General features: G+C 70.7%; 24 protein-coding genes. 15 read left to right on the top strand and 9 right to left on the bottom strand.

Going from position 1 to position 24,509, the window contains the following annotated elements; genetic code table 11:
- Positions 1–247 precede the first annotated feature (247 nt).
- From HNR40_RS15170 to HNR40_RS15135, 8 genes are all read left to right on the top strand, one after another.
- Positions 248–1,030, top strand: a complete 783-nt coding sequence (locus HNR40_RS15170; protein ID WP_184961508.1) for an aminotransferase class IV — start codon at positions 248–250, stop codon at positions 1,028–1,030.
- A complete protein-coding gene (locus HNR40_RS15165) occupies positions 1,006–1,992 on the top strand; it encodes a zinc-dependent alcohol dehydrogenase family protein (protein WP_376773471.1) in 987 nt (328 codons plus the stop codon). Before HNR40_RS15170 ends, HNR40_RS15165 begins: the two co-directional genes overlap by 25 nt.
- A gap of 179 nt (positions 1,993–2,171) precedes the next feature.
- Positions 2,172–3,956 carry an ABC transporter substrate-binding protein gene (locus tag HNR40_RS15160; RefSeq protein WP_312896353.1) on the top strand — a complete coding sequence of 595 codons (1,785 nt, stop codon included), beginning with the start codon at positions 2,172–2,174 and terminating at the stop codon, positions 3,954–3,956.
- A gap of 7 nt (positions 3,957–3,963) precedes the next feature.
- Positions 3,964–4,971 (top strand): ABC transporter permease, encoded by a 1,008-nt coding sequence (locus tag HNR40_RS15155; RefSeq protein WP_184961504.1) that lies wholly within the window; start codon positions 3,964–3,966, stop codon positions 4,969–4,971.
- A complete protein-coding gene (locus HNR40_RS15150; protein ID WP_184961503.1) occupies positions 4,968–5,867 on the top strand; it encodes an ABC transporter permease in 900 nt (299 codons plus the stop codon). The genes HNR40_RS15155 and HNR40_RS15150 overlap by 4 nt, the downstream gene beginning before the upstream one ends.
- Positions 5,868–5,869: 2 nt before the next feature.
- Positions 5,870–6,880 carry an ABC transporter ATP-binding protein gene (locus HNR40_RS15145; protein WP_312896352.1) on the top strand — a complete coding sequence of 337 codons (1,011 nt, stop codon included), beginning with the start codon at positions 5,870–5,872 and terminating at the stop codon, positions 6,878–6,880.
- The gene (locus HNR40_RS15140; protein WP_184961501.1) at positions 6,877–7,887 is read left to right on the top strand and encodes an ABC transporter ATP-binding protein; all 1,011 of its coding nucleotides are present in this window, start codon (positions 6,877–6,879) and stop codon (positions 7,885–7,887) included. Before HNR40_RS15145 ends, HNR40_RS15140 begins: the two co-directional genes overlap by 4 nt.
- Positions 7,888–7,892: 5 nt before the next feature.
- Positions 7,893–8,756, top strand: a complete 864-nt coding sequence (locus HNR40_RS15135) for a GNAT family N-acetyltransferase (protein WP_184961499.1) — start codon at positions 7,893–7,895, stop codon at positions 8,754–8,756.
- On the opposite strand, the gene HNR40_RS15130 is transcribed toward HNR40_RS15135, so the two are convergent.
- Positions 8,735–9,853 carry an exo-beta-N-acetylmuramidase NamZ family protein gene (locus tag HNR40_RS15130; protein WP_184961497.1) on the bottom strand — a complete coding sequence of 373 codons (1,119 nt, stop codon included), beginning with the start codon at positions 9,851–9,853 and terminating at the stop codon, positions 8,735–8,737. The genes HNR40_RS15135 and HNR40_RS15130 overlap by 22 nt on opposite strands.
- Positions 9,854–9,910: 57 nt before the next feature.
- Here HNR40_RS15130 and murQ point away from each other — a divergent pair, with 57 nt between their 5' ends.
- Together murQ and HNR40_RS15120 are read left to right on the top strand one after the other, a co-directional pair.
- On the top strand, positions 9,911–10,813 hold the full coding sequence (murQ, locus tag HNR40_RS15125; RefSeq protein WP_184961495.1) for an N-acetylmuramic acid 6-phosphate etherase: 903 nt from the start codon (positions 9,911–9,913) through the stop codon (positions 10,811–10,813).
- The gene (locus HNR40_RS15120; RefSeq protein WP_184961492.1) at positions 10,813–11,865 is read left to right on the top strand and encodes a serine hydrolase domain-containing protein; all 1,053 of its coding nucleotides are present in this window, start codon (positions 10,813–10,815) and stop codon (positions 11,863–11,865) included. Before murQ ends, HNR40_RS15120 begins: the two co-directional genes overlap by 1 nt.
- A 78-nt stretch (positions 11,866–11,943) precedes the next feature.
- Here the strand turns inward: HNR40_RS15120 and HNR40_RS15115 are convergent, their stop codons facing one another.
- Positions 11,944–12,834 (bottom strand): TIGR03619 family F420-dependent LLM class oxidoreductase, encoded by an 891-nt coding sequence (locus HNR40_RS15115; RefSeq protein ID WP_184961490.1) that lies wholly within the window; start codon positions 12,832–12,834, stop codon positions 11,944–11,946.
- 46 nt (positions 12,835–12,880) lie between these two features.
- Here HNR40_RS15115 and HNR40_RS15110 point away from each other — a divergent pair, with 46 nt between their 5' ends.
- Positions 12,881–13,738 (top strand): phosphotransferase family protein, encoded by an 858-nt coding sequence (locus HNR40_RS15110; protein ID WP_184961488.1) that lies wholly within the window; start codon positions 12,881–12,883, stop codon positions 13,736–13,738.
- A 46-nt stretch (positions 13,739–13,784) separates the two neighbouring features.
- On the top strand, positions 13,785–14,054 hold the full coding sequence (locus HNR40_RS15105) for a TFIIB-type zinc ribbon-containing protein (RefSeq protein ID WP_184961486.1): 270 nt from the start codon (positions 13,785–13,787) through the stop codon (positions 14,052–14,054).
- A gap of 103 nt (positions 14,055–14,157) precedes the next feature.
- Here HNR40_RS15105 and HNR40_RS15100 read toward each other — a convergent pair whose 3' ends face one another.
- The 5 genes from HNR40_RS15100 to HNR40_RS15080 form a co-directional block, all read right to left on the bottom strand.
- Positions 14,158–15,132, bottom strand: a complete 975-nt coding sequence (locus tag HNR40_RS15100) for a hypothetical protein (RefSeq protein WP_184961484.1) — start codon at positions 15,130–15,132, stop codon at positions 14,158–14,160.
- 38 nt (positions 15,133–15,170) lie between these two features.
- Entirely contained in the window at positions 15,171–16,754 is a 1,584-nt protein-coding gene (locus HNR40_RS15095; protein ID WP_184961482.1) for an ABC-F family ATP-binding cassette domain-containing protein, read from the bottom strand.
- 224 nt (positions 16,755–16,978) lie between these two features.
- Positions 16,979–17,788 carry a carbohydrate ABC transporter permease gene (locus tag HNR40_RS15090; protein WP_184961480.1) on the bottom strand — a complete coding sequence of 270 codons (810 nt, stop codon included), beginning with the start codon at positions 17,786–17,788 and terminating at the stop codon, positions 16,979–16,981.
- 3 nt (positions 17,789–17,791) lie between these two features.
- Positions 17,792–18,691, bottom strand: coding sequence for a carbohydrate ABC transporter permease (locus HNR40_RS15085; protein WP_184961478.1), 900 nt, complete (start codon positions 18,689–18,691; stop codon positions 17,792–17,794).
- The gene (locus HNR40_RS15080; RefSeq protein WP_184961476.1) at positions 18,688–20,046 is read right to left on the bottom strand and encodes an extracellular solute-binding protein; all 1,359 of its coding nucleotides are present in this window, start codon (positions 20,044–20,046) and stop codon (positions 18,688–18,690) included. Before HNR40_RS15080 ends, HNR40_RS15085 begins: the two co-directional genes overlap by 4 nt.
- Positions 20,047–20,132: 86 nt before the next feature.
- Here HNR40_RS15080 and HNR40_RS15075 point away from each other — a divergent pair, with 86 nt between their 5' ends.
- Positions 20,133–21,341, top strand: a complete 1,209-nt coding sequence (locus HNR40_RS15075; protein ID WP_184961474.1) for an ROK family transcriptional regulator — start codon at positions 20,133–20,135, stop codon at positions 21,339–21,341.
- On the opposite strand, the gene HNR40_RS15070 is transcribed toward HNR40_RS15075, so the two are convergent.
- The gene (locus HNR40_RS15070) at positions 21,331–21,852 is read right to left on the bottom strand and encodes a CGNR zinc finger domain-containing protein (protein WP_184961472.1); all 522 of its coding nucleotides are present in this window, start codon (positions 21,850–21,852) and stop codon (positions 21,331–21,333) included. The two genes, HNR40_RS15075 and HNR40_RS15070, sit on opposite strands and share 11 nt — an antisense overlap.
- A 25-nt stretch (positions 21,853–21,877) precedes the next feature.
- Here HNR40_RS15070 and HNR40_RS15065 point away from each other — a divergent pair, with 25 nt between their 5' ends.
- Together HNR40_RS15065 and HNR40_RS15060 are read left to right on the top strand one after the other, a co-directional pair.
- Complete coding sequence (locus HNR40_RS15065) at positions 21,878–22,036, top strand: hypothetical protein (protein ID WP_184961470.1); 159 nt, start codon at positions 21,878–21,880, stop codon at positions 22,034–22,036.
- Between the two features lie 70 nt (positions 22,037–22,106).
- Positions 22,107–23,861 (top strand): AMP-dependent synthetase/ligase, encoded by a 1,755-nt coding sequence (locus tag HNR40_RS15060; protein WP_184961468.1) that lies wholly within the window; start codon positions 22,107–22,109, stop codon positions 23,859–23,861.
- On the opposite strand, the gene HNR40_RS15055 is transcribed toward HNR40_RS15060, so the two are convergent.
- Positions 23,849–24,454 carry a phosphatase PAP2 family protein gene (locus HNR40_RS15055; protein ID WP_184961466.1) on the bottom strand — a complete coding sequence of 202 codons (606 nt, stop codon included), beginning with the start codon at positions 24,452–24,454 and terminating at the stop codon, positions 23,849–23,851. The two genes, HNR40_RS15060 and HNR40_RS15055, sit on opposite strands and share 13 nt — an antisense overlap.
- Between the last annotated feature and the right edge of the window lie 55 nt (positions 24,455–24,509).

The following is a 24,509-nucleotide window of genomic DNA, read 5'->3' as shown; positions in this document are numbered from 1 at the left end:
CCGGCCGTGCCTGCTTGACCGGCCGTGCCTGCTTGACCGGCCGTGCCTGCTTGACCGGCCGTGCCTGCTTGACCGGCCGTGCCTGCTTGACCGGCCGTGCCTGCTTGACCGGCCAAGCGGCTGCCTGACCGGCCGCGCCTCTGCCTGACCGGCCATGTCGCTGCTTGGGCGGCTTGGGGGCTTTTGTCTGGCTGGTTTGGTGGTTCCCGGATGGGGTGGGTTCTTGACTCGGTCATATGGTGGAGGGGTGATCGGTCTGGAGCGTGCGGTGGTGGACGGGCGGCCGGCTACCGGTGCCGACGTGGGGCTCGGGATCGCCGCCCGGGGCGGGCACTTCACCGCCATGCAGGTAAGGAACCACGCGGTTCGTGGGCTTGACCTGCATCTCGACCGGCTTGACCAGGCCACCGAGGAGCTCTACGGGCTGCCTGTCGACCGTGATCTCGTTGTCGAGTCGGTCGCCGCCGCGCTCGGTGGTGACCTGCACGACGCCTCGGTCCGGGTGAACGTGGTGCTGACCGGGCGGCTGCATGTCATCGTCACGACCGGGGCTCCGGTTGACGCGCCGTCGGCGCCGCGGCGGCTGATGACGGTGGCGTACCAGCGGTTCCTGCCGCACATCAAGCACGGCGGCGGCTTCCCCTCCATTCATCTGGGCCGGCGCGCTGCCGCCGAGGGGTTCGACGACGCGCTGCTCGTCGCCGATGACGGGACGATCTCCGAGGGCACGATCACGAACCTGGGCTGCTTCGACGGCTCGCGTGTCGTGTGGCCGCAGGCGGCGATGCTGGAGGGCATCACGCTTCGGCTGCTGCGCCGGCGGCTGCCCTTGGCGGGTATTCCGCAGACCGTGCGCACGCTGAAGCCCACCGACCTGGCCGGGTTTCCCGCGGTCTTCCTCACGAACTCCTGGGGCGTCAGCCCCGTCGGGCAGGTGGACGATCTGGTGTTGTCCGCCGAGCCGCGCGACCTCTCCCCCATCCTCGCCGTCTTTGAGGACACGCCATGGGATCCGATACCCCGCCTGTAGGGATGATGCGCGCCTGGGTGGTGGCCACCCCCGGGCGGCCGCTGGTCATGGAGGAGCGCCAGGTTCCGGTGCCGGGGCCGGGTGAGGTGCTGGTCAAGGTGGAGGCGTGCGCGCTCTGCCGTACGGACCTGCATCTGGCCGAAGGCGATCTGCCGCCGCGCCGTCCGCGTGTCACGCCCGGCCACCAGGTGGTGGGCCGCGTGCGCGGCGGCGACCGGGTGGGTGTGGCCTGGCTGCGCAGCACGTGCGGCCGGTGCCGGTACTGCCTGCGCGGCGACGAGAACCTCTGCCCGGACTCGGCCTACACCGGCTGGGACGCGCACGGCGGGTACGCCGAGTACGTGGTGGCCAGGGCCGACTACGTCTACCCGCTGCCCGGCGACGTCCCGGCGGAACGGCTGGCGCCGCTGCTGTGCGCGGGCATCATCGGCTACCGCGCGCTGATGAAGGCGGGCCTGCCGGAGTCCGGCGGCAAGCTGGGCGTCTACGGCTTCGGCGCCTCGGCCCACCTGACCGCCCAGGCCGCCGTCGCGCTGGGCCACACCGTCCACGTCGTCACCAGGTCGCCCGCGGCCAGGCAGCTGGCCCTGGAGCTGGGCGCGGCCTCGGCTGACGGGCACGCGCCGCCGGAGCCGCTGGACGCGGCGATCCTGTTCGCCCCGGTCGGCGACCTCGTGCCGCCCGCCCTGGAGGCGCTCGACCGAGGCGGCACGCTGGCCGTGGCGGGCATCCACCTGACGGACATCCCCGCCCTGGACTACGACCGCCACCTGTTCCAGGAGCGCGTGCTACGCAGCGTCACCGCCAACACGCGGCAGGACGGACGCTCCTACCTGCGCCTGGCCGGTCAGCACCCGCCGAGGGTGAAAACCACCGCCTACAGCTTCGACGAGGCCGCTCAGGCGCTCATGGATCTGGCAAACGGGCAGGTCAACGGCGCAGCGGTCCTTATCATCGAGTGATGGCGCCAAGCGCCACACAAGGGGTGCATGAAGGAAAGTTACATTAACCTCACAACCTCTGGAGATTATTGACGCCTTCTCCACCTGCCCATAAGGTCCGGACAACCCCAGAACTATCTCCGGAGCGGTAAATGAAGCGACTAGCAGCGGTAGTGGCGTTGCTGGGCCTTGCAGCCGGCGTGACAGCGTGTAGCGGCGGCAGCGGCACCACCAACAAGTCCGGCTCGGGCGGTGGTGGCGGGCTCTTCACCACGATCGACGTGAACAGGCCGGGCATCGACGCGAGCGCGCCGCCGAACCCGTACAACCCGAAGGGCAACGCCTTCCCGGGGTACACCACGATGAAGATCGGCTGGGTCGTCAACCACCTGACCGACCCCAACAAGGCCCTGCCGGGTATGGCGGCCAGTTGGGAGATCGCGCCTGACAACTCCTCGATCACTTTGAAGCTGCAGCCGAACGCCAAGTGGTCGGACGGCAAGCCGGTGACAGCGGAGGACGTCAAGCTCTCCATCGCCCTCGCCTACACGCAGGGCAGCACGGCCTTCGCCGTCACCCCGGGCGCCGCGGGCGCCGCGGCCGACGTCACCGTGGTGGACGAGAAGACCATCAAGATCACGCAGGATCTCGCCAACCCGAGCCCCAAGTTCGCCCGAGGCGTGCTGGACACCACGGTCCTGCCCGCCCACATCTGGAGCGCCGCGGTCCCCGCCACCATCTGGGACACGATCAAGACCGCGCGCGGTGACGGACCCGAGGCCGAGAAGGCCCGCGAGGACATCACCAAGCTGGGCCAGCAGGTGATCGCCTTCGCACCGCAGAAGGACGTCGCCGGCGGCCCGTTCGTGCTGGAGCGGGCGAACCCCGGCGAGGCGCTGCTGGTCAAGAACAAGAACTTCTTCAACGCCGCCAACGTCGCGCCGGACCAGGTGAAGTTCCTCAACTACACCGGCAACGAGCAGATCTGGAACTACCTGACCCAGGGCAAGCTCGACCACTCCGGCTTCGTCGCCGCTCCGACCGACGTGATGAACCGCATCAAGGCCGCTCCGGGCAGCGAGGTCATCAAGGGGTACTCCCCCGTCGCCGTGAGCATGGCCTTCAACCAGAGCAAGAAGCCCTACGACAACGTGCACGTGCGCAGGGGCCTGGCCTACCTGATCGACCGCGACCAGGTCACCAAGGTCGCCTCGCCCGAGGGCGGCACCGCCGCGACCACCACCAGCGGCATCCACCAGAAGGCGGCCGACGCCTGGATCCCCGAGACGCTGCCCAAGCTGGAGCCGTACAAGACGGACCTGGCCAAGGCCGAGGAGGAGTTCAAGACCGCCGGCCTGACCAAGAAGGACGGCAAGTGGACCCTGGCCGACGGCTCGCCGTGGAAGGTCTCCATGCACGCGCCGGCCGGGTTCTCCGACTGGCTGTCGGCGCAGGAGAACATCAAGAGCCAGCTCACCAAGGCCGGCATCGAAGCCGAGGTCGTGACCACGGCTGACTACCCGGTCTACCTGGAAGAGCTCGCCGCGGGCAAGTACGACGTCGGCTTCTGGCTGATCGCGCTCGGGCCCGCGCCGTACGACATCTTCCAGCGCCTCTACGGCGCGTCGAACGGCTGGGCCAACGTCGGCGGCAAGATCAAGCACTCGGCCGCCGGCAAGAGCGGCAACTGGATGGGCAGCCCCGAGCAGATCGAGGTCGAGGGCGGCAAGATCAACCCCGGTGAGCTCACCGCCAAGCTGAACTCGGTCGGCCCCGACGAGGCCAAGCCGATCATGAGCCAGCTGGCCCAGGCGGCCAACCAGGACCTGCCGGTCATCCAGCTCTGGGACTACGTGAACAACCAGTTCGTCAACAACAGCCGCTTCACCGGCTGGCCCCACGACGACGAGGTCCTGCGCCTCGGAACCGGCGTCCTTCCCTCGGGTGTCTGGATCCAGCAGGGTCTGGTCAAGAAGAAGCAGTAAGGCACCCATGACGGTTATCGCGCGGCGTCTCGCGGGCCACCTGGCCCGCGGGATCGTCATGATCCTCGTGGTCGCGACGATCAGCTTTTTCATCGTCAACAACATCCCGGGCGACCCGGTCGCGGCCCGCTACGAGAAGCTGCTCGAAGGCGGCATGTCGCCGGAGGCGGCGCTGCAGGCCACGAAGGTGATGTACGGCTTCCTGCCCTCGGGCTCGATGTGGGACCAGTACCTCGCCTACATGGGCGGGCTGTTCCGCTTCGACCTCGGCATCTCGATCACCCGGCCCGGACAGCCGGTCACCGACGTGCTCGCCGAGGCGGCGAAATGGACCGTTCTTCCGGTGCTGATCGGCACCCTGCTCAGCTTCCTCGTCGGCGTCATCTTCGGCGTCTACGCGGCGATCAAGCGCACCAGCAAGCTCGGCGACACGCTGGCCATCTCCGGCTCGCTGCTGCACGGCATCCCGCAGTACATCCTGGCGATGCTGCTGGTGGTCATCTTCTCGACGCTGATCCCGCTGCTGCCGCCCGACAGCCCGGTGGACATCCTGTTCGAGCCCGGCTGGAACAGCGGTTATCTCGGCTCGCTGGCCCAGCACGCCGTGCTTCCCGTCGCCACCTACGCCCTGTCGGCGTACGGCGGCTGGATCCTGGCGATGAAGTCGAGTGTCGTGACGGTGCTCGGCGACGACTTCATCCTGGCCGCCGAGCTGCGCGGGATGAAGCGCTCGATCGTCTTCCGCTACATCGCCCGCAACGCGATCCTGCCGCTGTTCACGATCCTGGCCCTCTCGCTCGGCCTGCTGCTCGGCGGCGCCGTCTTCATCGAGAAGATCTTCAACTACCCGGGTCTGGGACTGCTGCTCATCGACAGCATCAACCTGCGCGACTACCCGCTCATGGGTGGCGCGTTCCTGCTGATCACGGCCTCGGTCATCGTGGCCAACATCGTGGCCGACCTGTTCTACACCGTGATCGACCCGCGGGTGCGCGGCGGGGAGGAGGCCTCATGAGCGTCATCCTGGAGAGCACGAGCACGAGCGCCACCATGCGCCGCAACTTCTGGCAGGGCGTGTGGCGCGTCATGAAGCGCAAGCCCAGCCGCATGGTCGGCGTCGTCATCATCCTGGGCTTCGCGTTCATGGGCATCTTCGGGCCGATGTTCTATCCGGACATCCTGCCCGACAACGCCAACGCCATCACCCAGCCGCCGAGCTGGGAGCACTGGTTCGGCACCGACCCGCAGGGCCGCGACGTGGTCGCGCTGGTCGTCAAGGGCTCGCGTTACGTCCTGCTCAGCGCGGCGGTGACCGCGGTCATCACGGTCGTCGTCGGCACCGGTCTCGGCCTGTTCTCCGGCTTCAAGCGGGGCCGCTGGGACACCGTGCTCATGCGGGTCACCGACATGAAGCTCACCATCCCCGGCCTGCCGCTGCTGCTGGTGCTGGCCACGGTGTGGAAGTTCGGCAACCCGTTCCAGATGGGACTGGTGCTCGGGCTGCTGGGCTGGGGCGGCGTGGCGCGGGCCGTACGGGCGCAGACGCTGTCGCTGCGCGAGCGCGGCTTCATCGAGGCGGCGCGCGGTCTCGGCCTTTCCACGACGCACATCGTCGGCAAGGAGCTGCTGCCGAGCATGGCGCCGTACATCGCCATGAACATGCTCATCGCGGTCACCGGCGCCGTCTACGCGCAGGTCGGCCTGTTCTTCCTCGGCGTCCTGCCCTATGAGTCGGACAACTGGGGCGTCATGCTCAACCTGGCGGTCTTCCAGGCCGGCGCGATGATCCAGCCGTACGCGCTCGGGTATCTGCTGGCCCCGCTGCTGGCGATCCTGCTGCTCACGCTCGGCATCGTGCTCGTGGTCGACGCCATGGACGAGATCTTCAACCCCCGGCTGCGCGAGGAGTAGAGGTGGCAAAACAGGCGCCGGGAGTGCGCATCGACGGCCTGACGGTCGTCTACAAGACCCCGGCGGGCGAACTGCCCGCCGTGCGCGATGTCAGTCTGGAGCTGAAGCCGGGCACCATCACCGGCATCGTGGGCGAGTCCGGCTCGGGCAAGTCCACGATGGCGCTGTCGCTGCTCAACGCGGTCCAGCCGCCCGGCCGCATCCAGCACGGCAGCGTGGAGATCGACGGGCTCGGCGACGTCGCCAAGTTCCGCGGCGAGGAGCTGCGCAAGGCCCGCGGCCGGCACATCGGCTACGTCTTCCAGGCCGCGCAGAACTCGCTGAACCCGCTCAAGACCGTCGGCAAGCAGCTGCTCGACCTCGGCCGCTCGCACGGCGTGGAGGACCTGCGCGCCCTGGTCAGGGAGGCCAAGGACCTGCTGGGCCGGATGGGCCTGGACGGCGCGCGGGTGCTGGACTCCCACCAGCACGAGCTGTCGGGCGGCATGCGCCAGCGCGTCGGCATCATGCTGGCGCTGGTGCTCAACGCGCACCTCGTGGTGCTCGACGAGCCCACGACCGCGCTCGACATGATCACCCAGTCGAACATCCTGAAGATCGTGCGCGAGGTGCACGCCGAGCGCGGCCTCACCACGCTGGTCATCACCCACGACATCGGCGTGGTGGCCGAGGTGGCCGACCGTCTCGCGGTCATGTACGGCGGCCGCCTGGTCGAGCAGGGCCCCACCCGCGAGGTCCTGGCCGATCCGCAACACCCGTACACCAGGGGCCTGATCAGGGCCATCCCCCGCCTGGTGGGCGACATCAACGAGGCCCAGGCGCTGCCCGGACGCCCGCCCACCCTGGCCACCGTGCCGAAGGAGGGGTGCGTGTTCCGCGAGCGCTGCCCGCTGCGCATGGACGTCTGCGACACCGTCGACCCGGCGGCCCAGGCGTACGGCGAGCGGATCGTGGCCTGTCACGCCGTAGACAGCGCCGTCAAGGTGCCATCCAGGGAAGGCGAGCACGCGTGATCACGGGGAAGGGCATCACCAAGACCTTCAAGCAGCGGGGCAGTGTGCTCGCCGGCCGGGAGGTCCAGGCGCTGCGCGGGGTGGACTTCGAGATCCCCAAGGGCGGCGCGGTCTCGTTCATCGGCGAGTCGGGCTGCGGCAAGACGACGCTGGGCCGGATCATCGCCGGGCTGGAGACCTACGACGGCGGTGAGATCGGCATCAACGGCACCCTCATGTCGTCGTTGAAGCAGAAGCAGCGCCAGCCGTACTTCCGGCGCATCCAGATGATCCACCAGGACCCGTACTCGGCGCTGAACCCGACGCGGACCATCCACCAGACGCTCTACGCGCCGCTCAAGCTGCGCGCCAAGCAGACGGGCCGCGACGAGAAGTGGATCGACGAGCGGGCCGCCGAGGTCCTGTCGCTGGTCGGCCTGGACCCGGGCAGCGTGCTGTCGCGCTACCCGCACCAGCTGTCCGGCGGCATGCGCCAGCGCGTGGTCATCGCCCGCGCGCTGACGGTGGACCCGGAGGTGCTGGTCGCCGACGAGGCGGTCTCCATGATCGACGTGTCGCTGCGGCTGGGCATCCTGGCGCTGCTGAAGGACCTGCGCGAACGGCTGGGCGTCAGCGTGCTGTTCATCACCCACGACGTGGCGACCTCGCGCTACATCGGCGACGACGGCGAGATGTACGTCATCTACCGGGGCCAGGTCGTCGAGCGCGGCCCGGTGGACACCGTGATCGCCGACCCGGTGCACCCGTACACGCAGTCGCTGCTGTCGGCCATCCCGGTGCTGCACGGCCTGGAGGAGCCGGGCGCCCAGCCGGTCGTGCCCGTGGAGGCCATGGACGGCAGCCAGGAGGCGCAGGGCTGCCTGTTCGCCAGCCGGTGCCCGTTCCGCCAGGACCGCTGCGAGACCGAGCGGCCGGTGCTCCAGGTGACCGAGGGAGCGCCGCAGGAGCACGCCTGCTTCTATCCCGAGCGCCGCGACGTGATCGCCCGGCCGATGAGCGGGGTGTGAGGCCCGTGGGGGGAACGCGCGGGACCGGGCCCGACCTTGAGGAGGCGGGGCGGATCGCGCGGGCGGCGCTGACGTACGACTCCGCGGAGGGGGCGGCGCTGGTCAGGCGGCTGGCGCGGCCGCCGGCCGACCGGCGCTGGACGGCGATCGTCGAGGGTGGCGGGGTGGTCTTCGCCTCCCTGTCGACGCGTGACGCCGCGCTCGGGCACATCGACCTGCTGGCCGTACATCCGGATGAGCAGGGCAGGGGGCGCGGCCGGGAGCTGGTGGGCGCGGCCGAGGAGTGGCTGCGCGCGCGGGGCGCGACGCAGGCGCGCTTCGCCGGCAACCCGCCGTGTTACGCGTGGCCGGGCATCGACGTGCGCTACACGCCCGCGGCGGCGCTGGCCGAGCGGCTGGGGTACGAGCGCTACCACGTGGCGTGGAACATGACCGCCGACCTGAGCACGGACCTGTCGGTCGAGACGGACCTGGACCGGCTGGCCGGGCAGGGTGTGCGGGTCGGGGTGAGCACCGGCGGCGACGACCGCAAGCCGATCGTGGAGTTCGCCCGCCGCAACTGGAACGACAGCTGGGCCTGGGAGGCCGAGACGGCCGACGGCGTCGTCTACGCCGAGCGCGACGGGGAGATCCTGGCGTTCGCGGCGTGGGGCGGGCGGCCGGGCTGGTTCGGCCCGATGGGCACCGCTCCGGCGGCGCAGGGGCTGGGCGTGGGCCGGGTGCTGCTGCGCAGCGCGCTGGCCTGCCAGCGGGACGAGGGGCAGGCCAGCGCGCAGATCGGGTGGGTGGGACCTCTGCGGTTCTACTCGCGCGCCGTGGGCGCGCGAGCCGAACGCGTCTTCTGGCTCTACCGCCGCGAGCTGGGGTAGAGCAGGTGGCCATCGGGGAGGCTAGGGTCGGGACACAGCTCGCGGGGGTCGCCGCCGTCGTCCAGGCAGCGCGTGAGCGTGTCGGACCCCCACAGGTGCTCCATGAACAGGTTGGGGCCCCACCAGGCGAAGTCGCCGGGGTAGAGGGTGCGCGCCAGGTGGAGCATCGACAGGCCGGTGAGCACGGGGCGGAAGGCCCGCCGGTCGTGCACGTGGAGCTGGACGCCGCAGACGGTGGTCCCGGCGTGCTTCTGGAAGGTGGGGGTGAAGTACACCTCGCGGAAGCGCACGCCGGGCAGGCCGAGGGCGTTGAGCTCGCGGGCGTAGCGCTCGTCCGCGTACGGCGCGCCGACCAGCTCGAAGGGCCGGGTGGTCCCGCGGCCCTCGGAGAAGTTGGTGCCCTCGAACAGCCCGGTGCCGGGGTAGACCAGGGCGGTGTCCACGGTCGGCATGTTGACCGACGGCATCACCCAGGGCAGCCCGGTCTCGGCGTAGGACATCTCGCGCGTCCAGCCGTCCATCTCGACGACCAGCACGTCAGGGTCGAACTTCAGAGCCAGTTCCCCCGCGGTCCTGCCGTGGCGGACCGGCAGCGGATAGCGGCCGACGAAGCTGGCGAAGGCGGGGTCGAGCAGGGGGCCCTCGACGACGGTCCCGCCGAGGGGGTTGGGCCGGTCCAGGACGGCGAAGCGCACGCCCAGCCGGGCGGCGGAGGTCAGCAGGTCGTACATCGTCCAGATGTAGGTGTAGAAGCGGGTGCCGACGTCGGCGATGTCGAAGACCAGCGTGTCCACCCCCGAGGCGGCCACGACGGCGTCCAGTTCGTCGCCGGAGATCTGGTGGGTGTCGTAGACGGGCAGCCCGGTCCTGGGGTCGAGCGCGTCCTTCTCGCTGAAGCCCGCCTGGGCGGTGCCGCGCATGCCGTGCTCGGGCCCGAACAGCGCGGTGACCGGCACTCCGGCCGCCAGCAGCGCCTCCAGGGTGGGGGTCAGGTCGGGCAGGACGCCCGTCGGGTTGGTGATGAGGCCGATCCGCTCGCCGGGGACGAGCGAGGGGTCGTTGGCCAGCCGTTCGGCTCCGGTTCTTACGTGTTGCATGAACCCATTGTCTGAAAGTTATTTACAAGAGAGAAGTACATGGTGGAAATTAGCGTCATGAGTGATCCGGAGCTGTCCACGGAACAGAGCGATCCGCGCTACAGCCAGATTGACCGGCTGCCGACGGAGCAGATCGCCGAGTTGATGAACCAGGCCGACGCGTCCGTCCCCGCCGCGGTCGCCGCCGCCGTGCCGGACATCTCCGCCGCCATCGACGCGATCGCCGCGCGGATGGCCGCCGGGGGCAGGCTGCTGTACGTCGGCGCCGGCACCTCGGGCCGGCTGGCCGTGCTGGACGCCTCGGAGTGCCCGCCCACGTTCGGCACGGACCCGTCGCTGGTCCAGGGCATCATCGCCGGCGGACCCGACGCGCTGACCCGGTCCATCGAGGGCGCCGAGGACGACGCCGAGGCGGGCGCCGCCGCGATCGCCGAGCTGGAGGTCGGCGCTGACGACTCCGTCGTCGGCGTCTCGGCCAGCGGGCGCGCTCCTTTCGTGATCGGCGCGCTCGGCGAGGCCGCCGGGCGCGGGGCGCTGACCGTGGGCCTGTCGTGCAACACCGGCGCGCCCCTGTCGGCGGCGGCCGAGCACGGGATCGAGGTCGTCGTGGGCCCCGAGGTGGTGACCGGCTCGACCCGGCTCAAGGCGGGCACCGCCCAGAAGCTGGTGCTGAACATGATCTCCACCATCTCGATGATCAGGCTGGGCCGTACCTACGGCAACCAGATGATCGAGATGTCGGCCATGAACTCCAAACTGGCCGGGCGGGCCGTGCGCATGGTCGGTGACATCACCGGCGCCGACGCCGAGACCGCCCGAACCACGCTCGCGGCCGCCGACGGCCAGGCCAAGGTCGCGGTCCTGATGATCAGGCACGGCCTCGACGTCGAGGCCGCCCGCACGCTGCTGGAGGAGCACGGCGAACGGCTGGCCGACGCACTGGAAGGCGCGCAGAGCTGATGTCCGACCGGCTCGACGCGATCCTGGCGGAAGCGGTTCCCGGCACCGCCTCGGCGGCCGTGGCGGTCATCGCCGTCGACGGCGTCGTGGCCGCCTCCTCGGTCGCGGGCGAGCTGGTCCGCTACACCGACCTGGAGTTCACCCTCGCTCCCGTACGGCCGGCGGCCCAGCGCGACTCGATCTTCGACCTGGCCTCGATCAGCAAGCTGTTCACCACGGCGGCCGTGCTGTCGCTGACCGAGGACGGGCTGGCCGGGCTGGACGAGCCGGTGGCGCGGTGGCTGCCCGGCAAGGACCCGCGCGTCACGCTGCGCCGGCTGCTCACCCACACCGCGGGGCTGCAGGCGACTCGCCGCATCGACCTCGAACTGCCCGACGCCGACCCGGCCGCGCGCCTGGCCGCCATGGTCGGCACGCCGGTCACCGGTGAGGTCGGCGGGCCGTACCTCTACACCGACGTCGGCATGGTCACCGTGGGGCGGATCGCCGAGCTCGCCGGTGGGGCGCCGCTCGACGAGCTCGTACGGGCCCGGGTGACCGGTCCGCTCGGCCTGGCCGACACCGGCTACAACCCCGGCGCGGACAAGCTGCCCAGGATCGCCGCCACCGAGTGGAAGCCCGAGCGCCCCGGGCCCGGCTGTGTGCGCGGCCAGGTGCACGACGAGACCGCCTACGGCCTCGGCGGCGTCGCCGGGCACGCCGGGATCTTCGCCACGGCCGACGACGTGCTGCGCTTCGGCGAGAACCTCCGGCTCGGCGGCGGCCCCGTGCTGCGGCCGGAGACCGTCGCCGAGATGCTGCGCGACCAGGGCGCTGAGGGCGCGGCGTTCCGTCACGGGCTCGGCGTGCGCATCGGCGACCCGTCCATCGTGGGGCCGCTGGAAGGCGCCTTCGGCCACTCCGGCTTCACCGGCACCTCGCTGGTCGTCGACCCGGTGCACCGCCTGACCGTGGTCCTGCTCACCAACGCCGTCCACCCGGTACGCGGCAGAGACGGCATCCGCGCCCTCCGCCACGCAGTCGCCACGGAAGCACTCCGCCTAGCGCAGTAGCCGCGCCATCGCCACAGACGCGGTCCGCACGCGTGAAGGCCGTGGAGGCGCTCCCCCCGCGCACGAGGCGGCCCGGCGTCAGGAAGCGGGAGCGAGCGCCTCCAGGGCCTCCTCGGCCCGGCTCATGGCCTCCTGGGCGGGTGCGGTGACGATCTCGGGGTCGAAGTTGAGGTCGTGGAAGACCTCGGTGACGCCCTTGGCGGCCAGCTCGTCCACGTCGGCGCGGATCTCCGCGTAGGAGCCGGTCAGCGGCGCGCGCTCGCCGGTCCGGACCTTGGTGACGCCTCTGACGACGAAGCGCAGGGCGGCGGGGTCGCGCCCGGCCTCCTCGGCCGCCGCCTTTACCTGGGCGATCTTCTGGTCGATCGTGGTCAGGTCCTCGCGGCTGGAGCTCATCCAGCCGTCGGCGATCCGCCCGGCCCTGCGCAGCGCCGGCTCGGCGACCCCGCCCATGAGGACGGGCGGCGGGCCGGGCTCCGGCTTGGGGTCCATGTGGGCGGGCGGCACCCGGTAGAACTCGCCCTCGTGCGCCACCACCTCCTCGCTCCAGCAGGCGCGCAGGACCCGCACGAACTCCTCTCCCCTGCGCCCGCGCGCGGCGAAGTCCACGCCTGAGGCGGTGAACTCCTCTTCCAGCCAGCCCAGCCCCACCCCGGCCACCAGCCGCCCGCCCGCGAGCGTCTGGAGCGTGGCGAGCTGCTTGGCCAGCATCACCGGCTGCATGAACGCGTTGACGACTCCCACGCCCAGCTCGATCCGCTCGGTGACGGCCGACAGATGGGCCAGCGTGATGAGCGGGTCGTGCACGCTGCGATAGACGGGCCCCATCGCGTGGCCCTCCGGATAGAGCAGGCGCTGGAAGGTCCACAGGCCCGCGTAGCCGAGTTCCTCCGCGCGCCGGGCCACCGCGCGCATGTTGTCCGGCCGGGCCCACGGCCCTGAGATCGGCACCCCGAAGCTGATCTTCATGACATCTCCCGCTTTGGCATCGTGCTGAGACACCTAGTCTTATCAAGTGGGTCTCACGGAAGAACTGGCGAGGGTGGCGGCGGACTACGGGGGCACGGGCGCGCCCGACGTCCATCCCAGCCGCACGGACGTGGTCGTGGTGCGCAGGGGCGAGGTCGTGGTCAAGGCGCACTCGGTGCGCGACGATCCGGTGTTGCTGGCGCCTCGGCTGCGGGCCGCCGGGGCCGCCGCGCTCAGCGGGATCATGCTCGCGCCGCTCGACACCGAGGTGCTCACGGTGGCGGGGCGGGCCGTCACCGTCTGGCCCGCCGGGCAGACCGTCGATCCGGACACCGCGCCGTGGGAGGAGGGGGCCAGGCTGCTGGCGCGGCTGCATGCCGTACCCCTGCCGGTGGTGTCGCCGATGCCGGCGGCGGGCGGTCCCGCGCGGGCCGCCCGCGCGGTGCGGCGGATGGCGGGTGACGGCCCGGTCGAGCAGCTCATCCGGATGACGTTCGCCGGTCTGCCCGAGCCCGAGCCCACTCCGGGCCTGCTGACCCACGGCGACTGGCATCTGGGGCAGTTGGTACGGCGGGAGCGCTGGCTGCTCATCGACATCGACGACCTGGGCGTGGGCGACCCGGTCTGGGACCTGGCCCGCCCGGCGGCGTGGTACGCGGCGGGGCTGCTGGAGGCGCCCACCTGGGACCGTTTCCTGGGCGCCTACCTGGCCTCCGGCGGCCCCGCGCTGGACCCGGACGATCCGTGGGCCAGGCTCGACGTGCCGACCCGTGCGCTGACCGCCCAGCTCGCGGCGGTCGCGGTCGTGAACGCCGCCCGTGACGGCCGGGAACTCGACGAGGTGGAGCATTCGTTGATCGAGGCGTGCGACAGAATTGTCGGGCTCCCTCAGGGCCTGCCATAGTGGCGCACGCACAGAGTTTTCCCCTGACGGCAAGGAGATCAAGCGGATGCAGTGCCCCAAGTGCCGCGGCAACATGCGGACATATGAGCGCAACGGGGTCCACATCGAGCAGTGTGACAACTGCCGGGGGATCTTCCTGGACTATGGCGAGCTCGAGACGATCACCAGGATGGAGTCGCAGTATCGCAGCGCGCCGCCGCCCGCGCCCGGCGGCCCGGCCTGGGGCGCTCCGTCGCACGGCGGCCACCACGGCGGCGGCTACCACCACGGTCACAAGCGCAAGGACAGCTTCCTCGGCATGCTGTTCTCATCCTGAACGTCTCGTCCTGAACGTCTCGTCCTGAACGTCTCATCCTGAACGTCTCATCCTGACGACGTGACGAGAGGGGGCCGCGCGGGCGTCCGCGCGGCCCTTCGGCCTACTTGGGGAAGCTCTCCGGGTCCACGGGGTCGGTCGGCGCGTTGCCGCCGGAGACCGCGTGCAGGGTGATCCGCCAGTCGTGCCAGAGGATCTGCGAGGCGGTGTACGTGGTCTTGAACTTCACCGACTTCTGGAAGCGCTCGAAGCTGCAGTCGCGGGTAAAGGCCCGGTTCTTGCCGTCCCAGTCGACGCCGTGGGTGAAGTAGATCTTGTAGTTGCCGTCGCGGACGCCGCGTACCTTGTACTTGCCCTTCTTGCGGACGTAGATGCTGAACGCCTTGGTGCCGCCGCGCATCACGGTGACCACGGCGTCGCGGGTGGAGCCGTTGTCGATCTGCAGCGAGCTGCGGCCGTTGAGGTTCTCGCGCTTGATGAACTTGCCGGTGCTCAGCCGCCGGCTCTGCTTGGCGGCGGCCTTGACCTCGACCACGTCGGCCGGGTAGTCGCCGGCCGCCTGCAGCGCGGCGCCGGTCTCGTCGAGCTGCTTGAGCGCGGCGCTGAGATCGGTGAGCACGCCGCCGGGGGTGCACACGTCACGGCTGCCGACCTTGCCGAGGGTCGAGCCGAGCTGGGCGGCGAACTCGCGCAGGCTGCCGACGTAGGCGTCGTGCTGGGCCTTCACCTCCTGCGGGGGCGTCATCGCCGACAGCTCGTCGGCGGCGCCGCGCAGGGCCTCCTCGGCACGTTCCACCCGCGTGTTCAGGGTCTTGACCGTGCGCGCGCCCATCATGGAGTCGATCGCGTCGGTCATCGTCTGCTTGCGGCCCGACAGCTCGCTCTTGTAGCTCTCGGGGGTGAGCGCCGTGGCGGGCGGTGCGGTGGTTCCCGTGCCGGTGCTGGGCCTGGCGGTGCCGGGCCCGCCGGCCACGCCCCTGGCGACGGGCTCACCACCGGTCGGTCCGCTGACGCCTGAGGTACAGGCGGTGAGGGTAGCGAGGGCGAGCACGCAGGTCATCAACCGGGGGACAGCCACCTGCCACACTATTGCCCGGTTGATCCCCTTGCGTCAATTCACGATTCCGACAGGCCATGCTCCCTGTCCTGGCGCAGCCACCGGGTGATGCCCAGCTCCCGCAGGAACGGCAGGTCGTGGCTGGCCACGATCAGCGCGCCCCGGTAGGCCGACAGCGCCTGAGTGAGCTGTCGCACACTGGCCAGGTCGAGGTTGTTGGTGGGCTCGTCCAGCAGGAGCAGCTGCGGCGCCGGGTCGGCCGACAGCAGCGCCGCCAGCGTGGCGCGGAAGCGCTCGCCGCCCGACAGCGTGGACACCGGCTGATGCACCCGCTCGCCCCGGAACAGGAACCGGGCCAGCCGCGCGCGCACCTCGGTGACCCCGGCGTCCGGGGCCAGGAGGCGCACGTTGTCGAGCACGCTCCTGTCATCGTCCAGCAGGTCGAGGCGCTGCGGCAGGTACCGGGACGGCACCAGGGCGCCGTGCCCGGCGATCCGCCGCAGCAGCGTGGTCTTGCCCGAGCCGTTGGCGCCGGTCAGCGCGATCCGCTCGGGTCCCTGCACAAGCAGCTTCTCCAGTACGGCCCCGCCGTCCGGCCCGGAGGCGTGCTCCAGCGGCAGGTCCAGAACCACCCGCCCGGTGGGCACGGCGGTCTCGGGCAGCGAGATGCGGATCTCGCGGTCCTCGCGGACAGCCTGCTCGGCCTCGGTCAGCCGGTCGAGGGCTCCCTCCAGTTTCTCGGTGTGCATGATCCGGTGCTTGCCCGCGGAGACCTGGGCCTCCCGCTTGCGGCCGTTCATGATGATCTTCGGTTCCCGCTTCTGGGCGCTCATCTTGTTGCCGTAGCGGACCCGGCGGTCGAGCTTCATGTGCGCCTCGGCGAGATCGCGCTTCTGCTTGCGGACGTCGGCCTCGGCGGTGCGTACCGTCCGCTCGGCGCTTTCCTGTTCGGCGGCGAGCATGCGCTCGTAGTCGTCCAGGTTGCCGCCGAAGACGCGGATCCGGCCCTCCCTGAGCTCGGCGATCTGGTCGGCGAGCGCCAGCAGGGCGCGGTCGTGGCTGACCATCACCAGCACCCCCGGCCAGGAGGCGACGGCGGCGTAGAGCCGTTCGCGCGCCCGCAGATCGAGGTTGTTGGTGGGCTCGTCGAGCAGCAGCACCGCGGGGTTCTTGAGGAACTGCGCGGCCAGCCCGACCATGACGACCTCGCCGCCGGACAGGGTGCCGACGGTCCGGTCGAGGCCGACGTGGTCCAGGCCGAGCCGGTCGAGTTCGGCGCGCGCGCGTTCCTCGACGTCCCAGTCGTCACCGACGGTCTCGAAGTGGGCGACGGCGACGTCGCCGGACTCGATGGCGTGCAGCGCCGCCCGGACCCCGGCGATGCCGAGCAGGTCGGCGACGGTGGACTCCTGGCGCAGGGTGAGGTTCTGCGCGAGGTAGCCGACCCGGCCGGCCAGGCTCACGCTGCCCGCGGCGGGCTGGAGCTCGCCGGCGAGGATCTTGAGCAGGGTGGACTTGCCCGACCCGTTGGCGCCGATCAGCCCGGTGCGTCCCGCCGGGAAGGCGGTTTCGAGCCGGTCGAGCACCAGCGTTCCGTCGGCCCAGCCGTAGGAGACGCGGTCGATGACTACGGAAAATGACATAAGGGTGGCTCCCGTCACAAAAGATCAACAATTCGTGACATGGCGGGAATCACCGCGAAACGCCCGTGTGAGGTGGCGGAACGCCAGAGGTCCAGGTTGCGCGCGTGCCCACGACGGGGCGGAACGGCGCGGTGCCCGCGACCTCAGACCCTCACTTCAACTGCCCCCTGGGCTAGGCGATACGACGGGCAGAAGTTTAGGCGACCCAAGATTTCTCCGCAAGCTCAGCCCTTGACCGCGCCACCCAGGTTGAACGTGCCGGCCAGATACTTGTTGACCGCCACGTAGAGCACGACCGCCGGGGCCGTGTAGATGATCGAGAACGCGGCCAGCTCGCCATAGGCGACCTGGCCGTACTGGGAGAAGAAGGTGTAGATGGTGACCGCGGCCGGCGCCTCCTCCGACTCGTCCAGCAGCACGAAGGGGGCGAAGAAGTTGCCCCACTGGCCGACGAAGACGAAGATTCCGACCACGGCGATGCCCGGCGCCATCAGCGGGCCGACCACGCGCACCAGCGACTGCACCCACCCGGCCCCGTCCACCCAGGCCGCCTCCTCCAGTCCGACCGGCACGCCGTCCATGAAGTTCTTCATCAGCCAGATCGCGAACGGCAGCGCGCTGGCCGCCAGGAACAACACCATCGCCGGCACCGAGCCGTAGAGGTTGAAGCGGTAGAACATCGAGTAGACCGGCACGATGATCGCCGTCAGCGGCAGCCCGGTGGTGAACAGCAGCGTCAGCATGAACGAGCGCTTATAGCGCAGTTCGTAGCGCGAGAGCGGGTAGGCGGCCAGCGCCGCGACCAGCACGGTGATCAGCGCGGTCCCGGCCGAGATCACGATGGAGTTGATCACCGGCAGGATCGTGGTCTCCCAGGTGAGCACCGCCTGGAAGTTGCCGAGCGAGAACTCCCCCGTGGGCTGGGCCGACAGCCCCGCGCCCGGCTGGACGGAGGCGATGACCACCCACAGGAACGGCGCCGCGAACGACACGGCCACGACCAGCAGCGCGATCCGGGCGGCGAGTCGGCCCATCACTCAGTCCTCCACCTTGATCAGCCGCAGGTACACCAGCGAGAACAGCGCCCCGATCACCAGCATCACCAGCGCCATGGCCGAGCCGTAGGCGATCTCGCCGTAGCGCAGGGCCTTGTCGTACATGTACAGCGGCGTGGTCTGGCTGGCGTTGCCCGGTCCGCCGCCGGTCAGGGTGTAGATCAGCCCGAAGCTGGCCAGCGTCTGCAGGGTGATCAGCATGAGGTTGGCCATGATCGAGCGCCGGATCAGCGGCAGCGTGATGTGCCACAGCCGCTGCCAGGTGCCGGCGCCGTCGACGGCCGCCGCCTCGACCAGTTCGGCGGGCACCTCCGACAGCGCCGCCGAGTACACCAGCATCGAGAACGCGGTCCCGCGCCAGACGTTGGCCAGGATCACCGCGACCATCGGCGCGGTGTAGAGCCATTCCTGGCCGATGCCGGTCAGCGTGTTGAGCGTGCCCTCCTCGGCCAGGAAGGAGAACCAGCACAGCGCCGCGACGACCTCGGGCATCACCCACGCCGCGATCACCACGCCGTTGACGGTGCTGCGCGTGGCCCGCGAGCGGCCGCGCTGCAGCAGCGCGATCATCAGGCCGAGCGTGTTCTGCCCGACGACGGCGGAGCCGACCACGAAGACGAAGGTGAGCGTGAAGGAGTTGACGAAGTCGGCGTCGCCGAACATGCGCACGAAGTTGGCCGGGCCGACGAAGCTGGGACTGACCGAGTTCGTGCCCGACAGCGTCTCGTTGGTGAACGCGACGTACAGGCTCCACAGGATCGGCCCGGCCAGGAAGAGCACCATCAGGACCAGCGCGGGCCCAAGCGGCGCCAGGCGGCGCAGGGCGCGCCGCCTGCCGGACGGGCCCCGTGCCACCGGGCGGGAAAGAGCGGTGGCCGTCATCCGCCCGCGACGACCTTGTCAGGGCCGCCCACGACACCGGGCAGCGTGTCGGAGTAGGCCTTGGCCGCCTCCTCGGGGCCGCGCGCGCCGGTGGTGACCGCCTCCATGGCCTCCTGGACCTCGGCCGACACCTTCGGATACTCCTCGAAGGCCGGGCGGTAGTGGGTGACCTCGGCCAGCTCGGTCCAGAACTTCACCGACGGGTTGTCCGCGCTGTAGGCGGGGTCGGCGGCGACGTCCTTGCGCGGGGCCAGGTCGCCGGTCCCGACCGAGTAGAGCATCGAGTTCTCCTTGTTGGTGGCGGTGGTGATGAAGTCGAACGCCTCCTTCTTGTTCGGGGTGTAGGAGCTCATCGCCATCACCCAGCCGCCCGACATGCTCACCGCGCCGGGCTCCTGGCCGTTCTGGGTCGGCATCCGGGTCCAGCCCATCTTCTGCTGCCACTCCGGCCACGGCTTGGCGCCGGTCGGCTTCCATGCCGAGGGGGTCCAGGCGCCGTCGAGCAGGATGCCGAGCTTGCCCTGCGGGAACCACTCCAGCGTGTGCTTGTCGGACAGCTTGGCGTTGTGGGCGTCCGACAGCTTGGGGCCGAGGTTCTCGCGGTAGATCGTGTTGATGAAGGCCAGGGAGTCGGTGAAGCCCTTGCCCGCGGCCATCCACTTCTTCTGGGTCTCGTCGTAGAGGGTGCCGGCGGGCGTGCCGTACAGGAGCATCTCGAAGCCCTGCATGGTGGCGGCCTCGCCGTGGATCTTGGTGGAATACATGCTGAAGGGGATCGCGCCGGGCGCCTTCTGCTTGATCGCGCGGGCCGCGGTGAGCACGTCCGCCCACGTCTTGGGCTCCCACGGTACGGCGATGCCTGCCTTGGCCAGCACGTCCTTGTGGTACCAGAGCCCGCGGGTGTCGGTGCTGATCGGGACCCCGTAGATCTTGCCGTCGCCGCCCTTGGCCGCCTGCTTGACCGAGTCGGGGAACTGGGTGCCCCAGTCGGGCCAGGCGCCGAGGTACTCGTCGAGCGGGGCCAGCTTGCCCGCGGCGACGTCGGCGTTGACCTGGAAGGTGTCGTGGTAGTAGAGGTCGGGCGCGGAGTCGGCGGAGCGGTTGAGCAGCGCGAGCTTGGTGTAGTAGGCCTCGTTGTTGCCCTGCACCGGGGTCAGCTTGATCGTGACGCCCTTGTGCGTGGCCTCGTACTGCTTCTTGGCGTTCTGGAGCATCTTCTCCAGGTGCGGCCAGGTGGTTTCGACCTTGTAGAGGACTTCGAGCTCTTTGGCGCCGCCGGCGGCGGGCTCCTTCGTTCCGGAGCCGCAGGCCGCCACGCCGATGATGAGGATTGAGGCGATCAGGACACGTTTCATCGGGGGACTCCCCTATGTCGCCGGTTACCCGCGAAGGTAAATCAAATTGATTTACAGAGTCAACGCCTTCGTGTGAGATTGGCCTCATGCAGATGGGGACCAACCTGCCCAAGGTCGGCACCTACAACCGGGCGGTCGTGCTGGAGGCCGTCCAGGCCTCCGACGGCATCAGCCGGGTCCAGATCGCCGGCATCACCGGGCTGACGCCGCAGGCCGTCTCCGTCATCGTCCGCAAACTTCTGGAGGACGGGCTGGTCGTCGAGGACGGCTCCGCGCCCGGCGCCGGCGGCAAGCCGCGCACGATCCTGCGCGTCGACCCGGCCGCCGGATACGCCGTCGGCATCCACTTCGACCCCGGCGAGGTCTCCTACGTGCTCGCCGACCTGGCCGGCCGCCCGCTGGTCAAGCTCCACCGCCCGGTACGCGGGGCCGAGCCGGAGCCGATCGTCAGAACGCTGGCCCGTACCGCGCGCCGCCTGCTGAAGGAGGCCGGCGTACCTGATCACAAGGTGCTCGGCGTGGGCCTGGCCTCCCCCGGCCCGCTCGACCCCGACGGCGTCATCGTCACCCCGCCGCGCCTGCCCGGCTGGGACGGGGTCCCGATCAGGAGCCTGCTGGAACGCCACGTCGGCTACCCGGTCACCGTCGACAACGACGCCACGGCGGCGGCGATCGGCGAGCGCTGGGCGGGCCTGGCCCGCGCCGTGCCCAGCTTCGCCTACCTGTACCTGGGCACCGGCATCGGCGGCGGCCTGTTCCTGGACGGGCAGGTCTACCGGGGCCGCACGCTCAACGCCGCCGAGTTCGGCCACGTCACCGTGATGCCGGACGGACCCGAGTGCTACTGCGGCAACCGCGGCTGCGTGGAGGCGCTGTGCTGCCCGAGCGCGATGGTGGCCACGGCCAGGGAACGCCTGGCGCTGGGCGCCGAGTCGGTGCTGACGCGCGGGCGGCTCAGCCACGCGGCCGTGTGCGCCGCCGCGGCCGCCGGGGACCCGCTCGCGCTGTCGGTGGCCGCCGAGGCGGCCGACCGGCTGGCCGACGCCGCCGTCTCGATCGTCAACATGCTCGACGTGGACCTGCTCGTGCTGGGCGGGCCGGCGGTGCGGGAACTGGGCGGGCTCTACCGGGACGTGATCGGGCGGGCGGTCTCCACCCGGGTGCTGGCCCGCGGGCTGCAGGCCGTACGCGTGGAGGTCTCCCCCATCGCCGCCGACGCGGCGGCGATCGGCGCGGCGTCGCTCGTCTTCCACGTCACCTACGCGCCCCGCCTGGACCGCCTGGTCAGGGAGTGAGCCGGCGGGCCCGGTGGTTGGCCACGTTGACCCGGTTGGCGCAGGCCAGCGAGCAGAAGCGGCGGCGGCCGTTGCGCGAGGTGTCCACGTAGACGGTCGCGCAGCCCTCGCGGTCGCAGCGGCCCAGGCGGCGGCCGTCGGAGAAGGAGATGGCCATGGCCAGCCCGCCGGCCGTGGTGTCCTTGGCCCGGCTGACGATGTCGGCGTCGATGGAGAAGAAGTGCAGGTGCGGCTTTCTTCCGTCGTGCGCGCTGGCGTACGGCGTCGCCGCGGTCACCTTCAGCAGGTCGTTGATCAGCTCGATCTGGGTCTCCTGGTCGCGCTCGCCGAAGACGGGATCGAGCCGGCCCGCCCAGAGCTCCAGCTCCGCGGCCTGGGCCGGGGTGAGCTCGGGGCGCAGCATCGCGTTCGCGGACAGGATCGGCGTCAGCGCGCCGGGCGAGTAGTCGGCGGTGTTGACCAGGTCGGCGGACAGGGCCGCCCCGTTGCCTCCGTAAGCGTTGAAATGCACAAGCTCATTACATCAGGCTGGAATCATGCGCTCCACACACCTGCACGAGCTGATCGCCGTCTCCTCCCATCGCACGTCCGAGGGTCTGGTCGCGTACTTCCGCTGTGAGTGCGGGGCCTGGGAGGTGCGTGCGAGCGGCGGGGCGGATGTCGCGATCGCCGCGACACGCGGGGGATGTGACTGACCGGCACCATCGACTCTCCGAGGGTGTTCGTCCTATTGTCGGCACCATCACCCCCCTCAGGAGGTCAGGCATGTCCAGCATCCCCGCCTTGCTGCGCGACCGGGTCAACGCCACCCCGGACGCCGAGGCCTACCGCACGCCGTCCGAGAGCGGCTGGACGTCCCTGTCGTGGCGAGAAACCGGCGACCGGGTGCGCGAACTGGCCCTCGGCCTGGCCGGGCTGGGCTCGGGGCCGGGCGCCCGCGTGGCGCTGCTGAGCTCCACTCGCCTGGAATGGATCCTGGCCGACCTGGCCGTGCTGTCCACGGGCGCGGCCACCACGACGATCTACCCGTCCAACACGGCCGACGAGTCCGCGTTCGTGATCACCGACTCCGGCAGCACGCTCGTCATCGCCGAGGACGACGCCCAGGTCGCCAAACTGCGCTCGGTGCGCGAGAAGCTGCCCGACGTGCGGCACGTCGTGGTCATCGACGGCACGGCGGCCGACGACGGCTGGGTGGTGCCGCTGTCGGAGGTGGCCGGCGAGGGCGACTACGACGCCATGGTCGAGGCCATCTCCGAGGACGACCTGGCCACGCTCATCTACACCTCGGGCACCACCGGGCGGCCCAAGGGCGTGGAGCTGACCCACGACAACTGGCTGTTCGCCGCCTCGTCGGTGCGCGAGCTCGGCCTGCTGGGCCCCGACGACCTGCACTTCCTGTGGCTGCCGCTGTCACACTCCTTCGGCAAGCTGCTGGAGGTCGTGATGATCGACTGCGGCGTGCCCACCGCCCTCGACGGCCGGCTCGACAAGATCGCCGAGAACATGGGCGTGCTCAGGCCCACGTTCATGGCCGCCGCGCCGCGCATCTTCGAGAAGATCCACAACACGGTGGCCGCGAACATGCGCAACGAGGGCGGCCTCAAACTGCGCATCTTCACCTGGGCGAAGGCCACCGGCGTGCGCGTCGTGCGGGCCCGCCAGCGCGGCGCGTCCATCCCGGTCACCACCGGCGTCGAGTACCGCCTGGCCGACCGGCTCGTCTTCGCCAAGCTGCGCGAGCGCTTCGGCGGGCGCATCCGCTTCTTCATCTCCGGCGCGGCCCCGCTGTCACAGGACATCGCCGAGTTCTTCGACGCCGCCGGCCTGACCATCCTGGAGGGCTACGGCCTGACCGAGTCGTCGGCCGGCAGCTTCCTCAACCGTCCCGACACCGTCAAGTTCGGCACCGTGGGCCCGCCCCTGCCCGGCACCACCGTGAAGATCGCCGAGGACGGCGAGGTGCTCATCGGCGGGCGCGGCATCATGCGCGGCTACCACGGCCTGCCCGAGGACACCGCAGCGGCGCTGGAGGACGGCTGGCTGCACACCGGCGACATCGGCGAACTCGACGACCAGGGCCGGCTGCTCATCACCGACCGCAAGAAGGAGCTCATCAAGACCTCCGGCGGCAAGTACGTCGCGCCCACCCACCTGGAGGGCCGCATCAAGGCCGCCTGCCCGTACCTGTCGCACGTGTTCGTCCACGGCGACCGGCGCAACTACTGCACCGCGCTGGTCACGCTCGACATGGACGTGGTGCGGCCCTGGGCCGAGGCCGAGAACCTGCCCGCCGACGCCGAGGCGCTGCGCGAGCACCCCCGGATGCGCGCGGAGGTCCAGAAGGCGATAGACCAGGTCAACGCAGACCTGGCCAGCTACGCGACGGTGAAGAAGTTCGCCGTGCTGGCCGAGGACTTCACGGTGGAGACCGGCGAGCTGACGCCCAGCCTCAAGATCAAGCGCAAGGTCGTGGAGGAGCACCACGGCAAGGTGCTGGACGGCTTCTACTCCGACTGACCGTCCGTTCGCTCCGGACGCGCCGCGCGCGTCTTCCTCAGCACGGGTACGGCCTCGCCCACGTCGGGCCACAGCCGCCGGGTGAACAGCCCGGCGGCCACCCCGATGGCGGCCCCGGCCAGCACGTCGCCCGGATAGTGCACGCCGGTGTACACGCGGGAGAAGCAGACCGCCCCCGCCACCACGCCGACGGGCACGCTGACCCGCCGGGGCGCCTCCAGCGCGACCGCCGTGGCAAAGGCGGCGGCCGTGGCCGAGTGACCCGAGGGGAACGAGGTCGACGACGGGGTCCTCAGCACCCGCGCCAGCGGCAGGAAGTCGGCCAGCGGGCGCTTGCGGTTGAAGGCCCGCTTGGCGGCGATGTTGGCCAGCGGGCTGGCCACGCTGATGGCCAGCAGGCCGCGGGTGGCCGCCCTGCGCAGCCTGCGCCTGCCGGTGAAGGCGAGCCCGCCCGAGATCAGGCCCCACAGCACGGCGTTGTTGGCCGCGTTGGACAGCGGGGGCAGGACGCTTTCGAAGCCGGGCAGGTGCGCGTTGGCAACGGCCTTGAACAGGCGTTTGTCCCAGCGGTGCAGGCGGGAGCGGAGTCGCATACACCCCATACTGCCCAATCGCCGCCCCGGGTCACGTGCGGGAGCGGGAGCCGGG

The organism is Nonomuraea endophytica, from assembly GCF_014203235.1.
In the GTDB taxonomy this organism is placed as follows: domain Bacteria; phylum Actinomycetota; class Actinomycetes; order Streptosporangiales; family Streptosporangiaceae; genus Nonomuraea; species Nonomuraea endophytica.
The sequence above is the reverse complement of the archived record's forward strand: the minus strand, read 5'-3'. Positions and strand labels throughout refer to the sequence as shown.

Excerpts from the sequence above, each read along its gene's own strand:
- HNR40_RS15060 (WP_184961468.1), top strand. The coding sequence starts at position 22,107 with ATGTCCAGCATCCCCGCCTTGCTGCGCGACCGGGTCAACGCCACCCCG.
- HNR40_RS15085 (WP_184961478.1), bottom strand. The coding sequence starts at position 18,691 with ATGACGGCCACCGCTCTTTCCCGCCCGGTGGCACGGGGCCCGTCCGGC.
- HNR40_RS15115 (WP_184961490.1), bottom strand. The coding sequence starts at position 12,834 with ATGAAGATCAGCTTCGGGGTGCCGATCTCAGGGCCGTGGGCCCGGCCG.
- HNR40_RS15155 (WP_184961504.1), top strand. The coding sequence starts at position 3,964 with ATGACGGTTATCGCGCGGCGTCTCGCGGGCCACCTGGCCCGCGGGATC.
- murQ (WP_184961495.1), top strand. The coding sequence starts at position 9,911 with ATGAGTGATCCGGAGCTGTCCACGGAACAGAGCGATCCGCGCTACAGC.
- HNR40_RS15120 (WP_184961492.1), top strand. The coding sequence starts at position 10,813 with ATGTCCGACCGGCTCGACGCGATCCTGGCGGAAGCGGTTCCCGGCACC.
- HNR40_RS15165 (WP_376773471.1), top strand. The coding sequence starts at position 1,006 with ATGGGATCCGATACCCCGCCTGTAGGGATGATGCGCGCCTGGGTGGTG.
- HNR40_RS15080 (WP_184961476.1), bottom strand. The coding sequence starts at position 20,046 with ATGAAACGTGTCCTGATCGCCTCAATCCTCATCATCGGCGTGGCGGCC.
- HNR40_RS15055 (WP_184961466.1), bottom strand. The coding sequence starts at position 24,454 with ATGCGACTCCGCTCCCGCCTGCACCGCTGGGACAAACGCCTGTTCAAG.
- HNR40_RS15150 (WP_184961503.1), top strand. The coding sequence starts at position 4,968 with ATGAGCGTCATCCTGGAGAGCACGAGCACGAGCGCCACCATGCGCCGC.
- HNR40_RS15090 (WP_184961480.1), bottom strand. The coding sequence starts at position 17,788 with ATGGGCCGACTCGCCGCCCGGATCGCGCTGCTGGTCGTGGCCGTGTCG.
- HNR40_RS15065 (WP_184961470.1), top strand. The coding sequence starts at position 21,878 with ATGCGCTCCACACACCTGCACGAGCTGATCGCCGTCTCCTCCCATCGC.
- HNR40_RS15075 (WP_184961474.1), top strand. The coding sequence starts at position 20,133 with ATGCAGATGGGGACCAACCTGCCCAAGGTCGGCACCTACAACCGGGCG.
- HNR40_RS15130 (WP_184961497.1), bottom strand. The coding sequence starts at position 9,853 with ATGCAACACGTAAGAACCGGAGCCGAACGGCTGGCCAACGACCCCTCG.
- HNR40_RS15095 (WP_184961482.1), bottom strand. The coding sequence starts at position 16,754 with ATGTCATTTTCCGTAGTCATCGACCGCGTCTCCTACGGCTGGGCCGAC.
- HNR40_RS15105 (WP_184961486.1), top strand. The coding sequence starts at position 13,785 with ATGCAGTGCCCCAAGTGCCGCGGCAACATGCGGACATATGAGCGCAAC.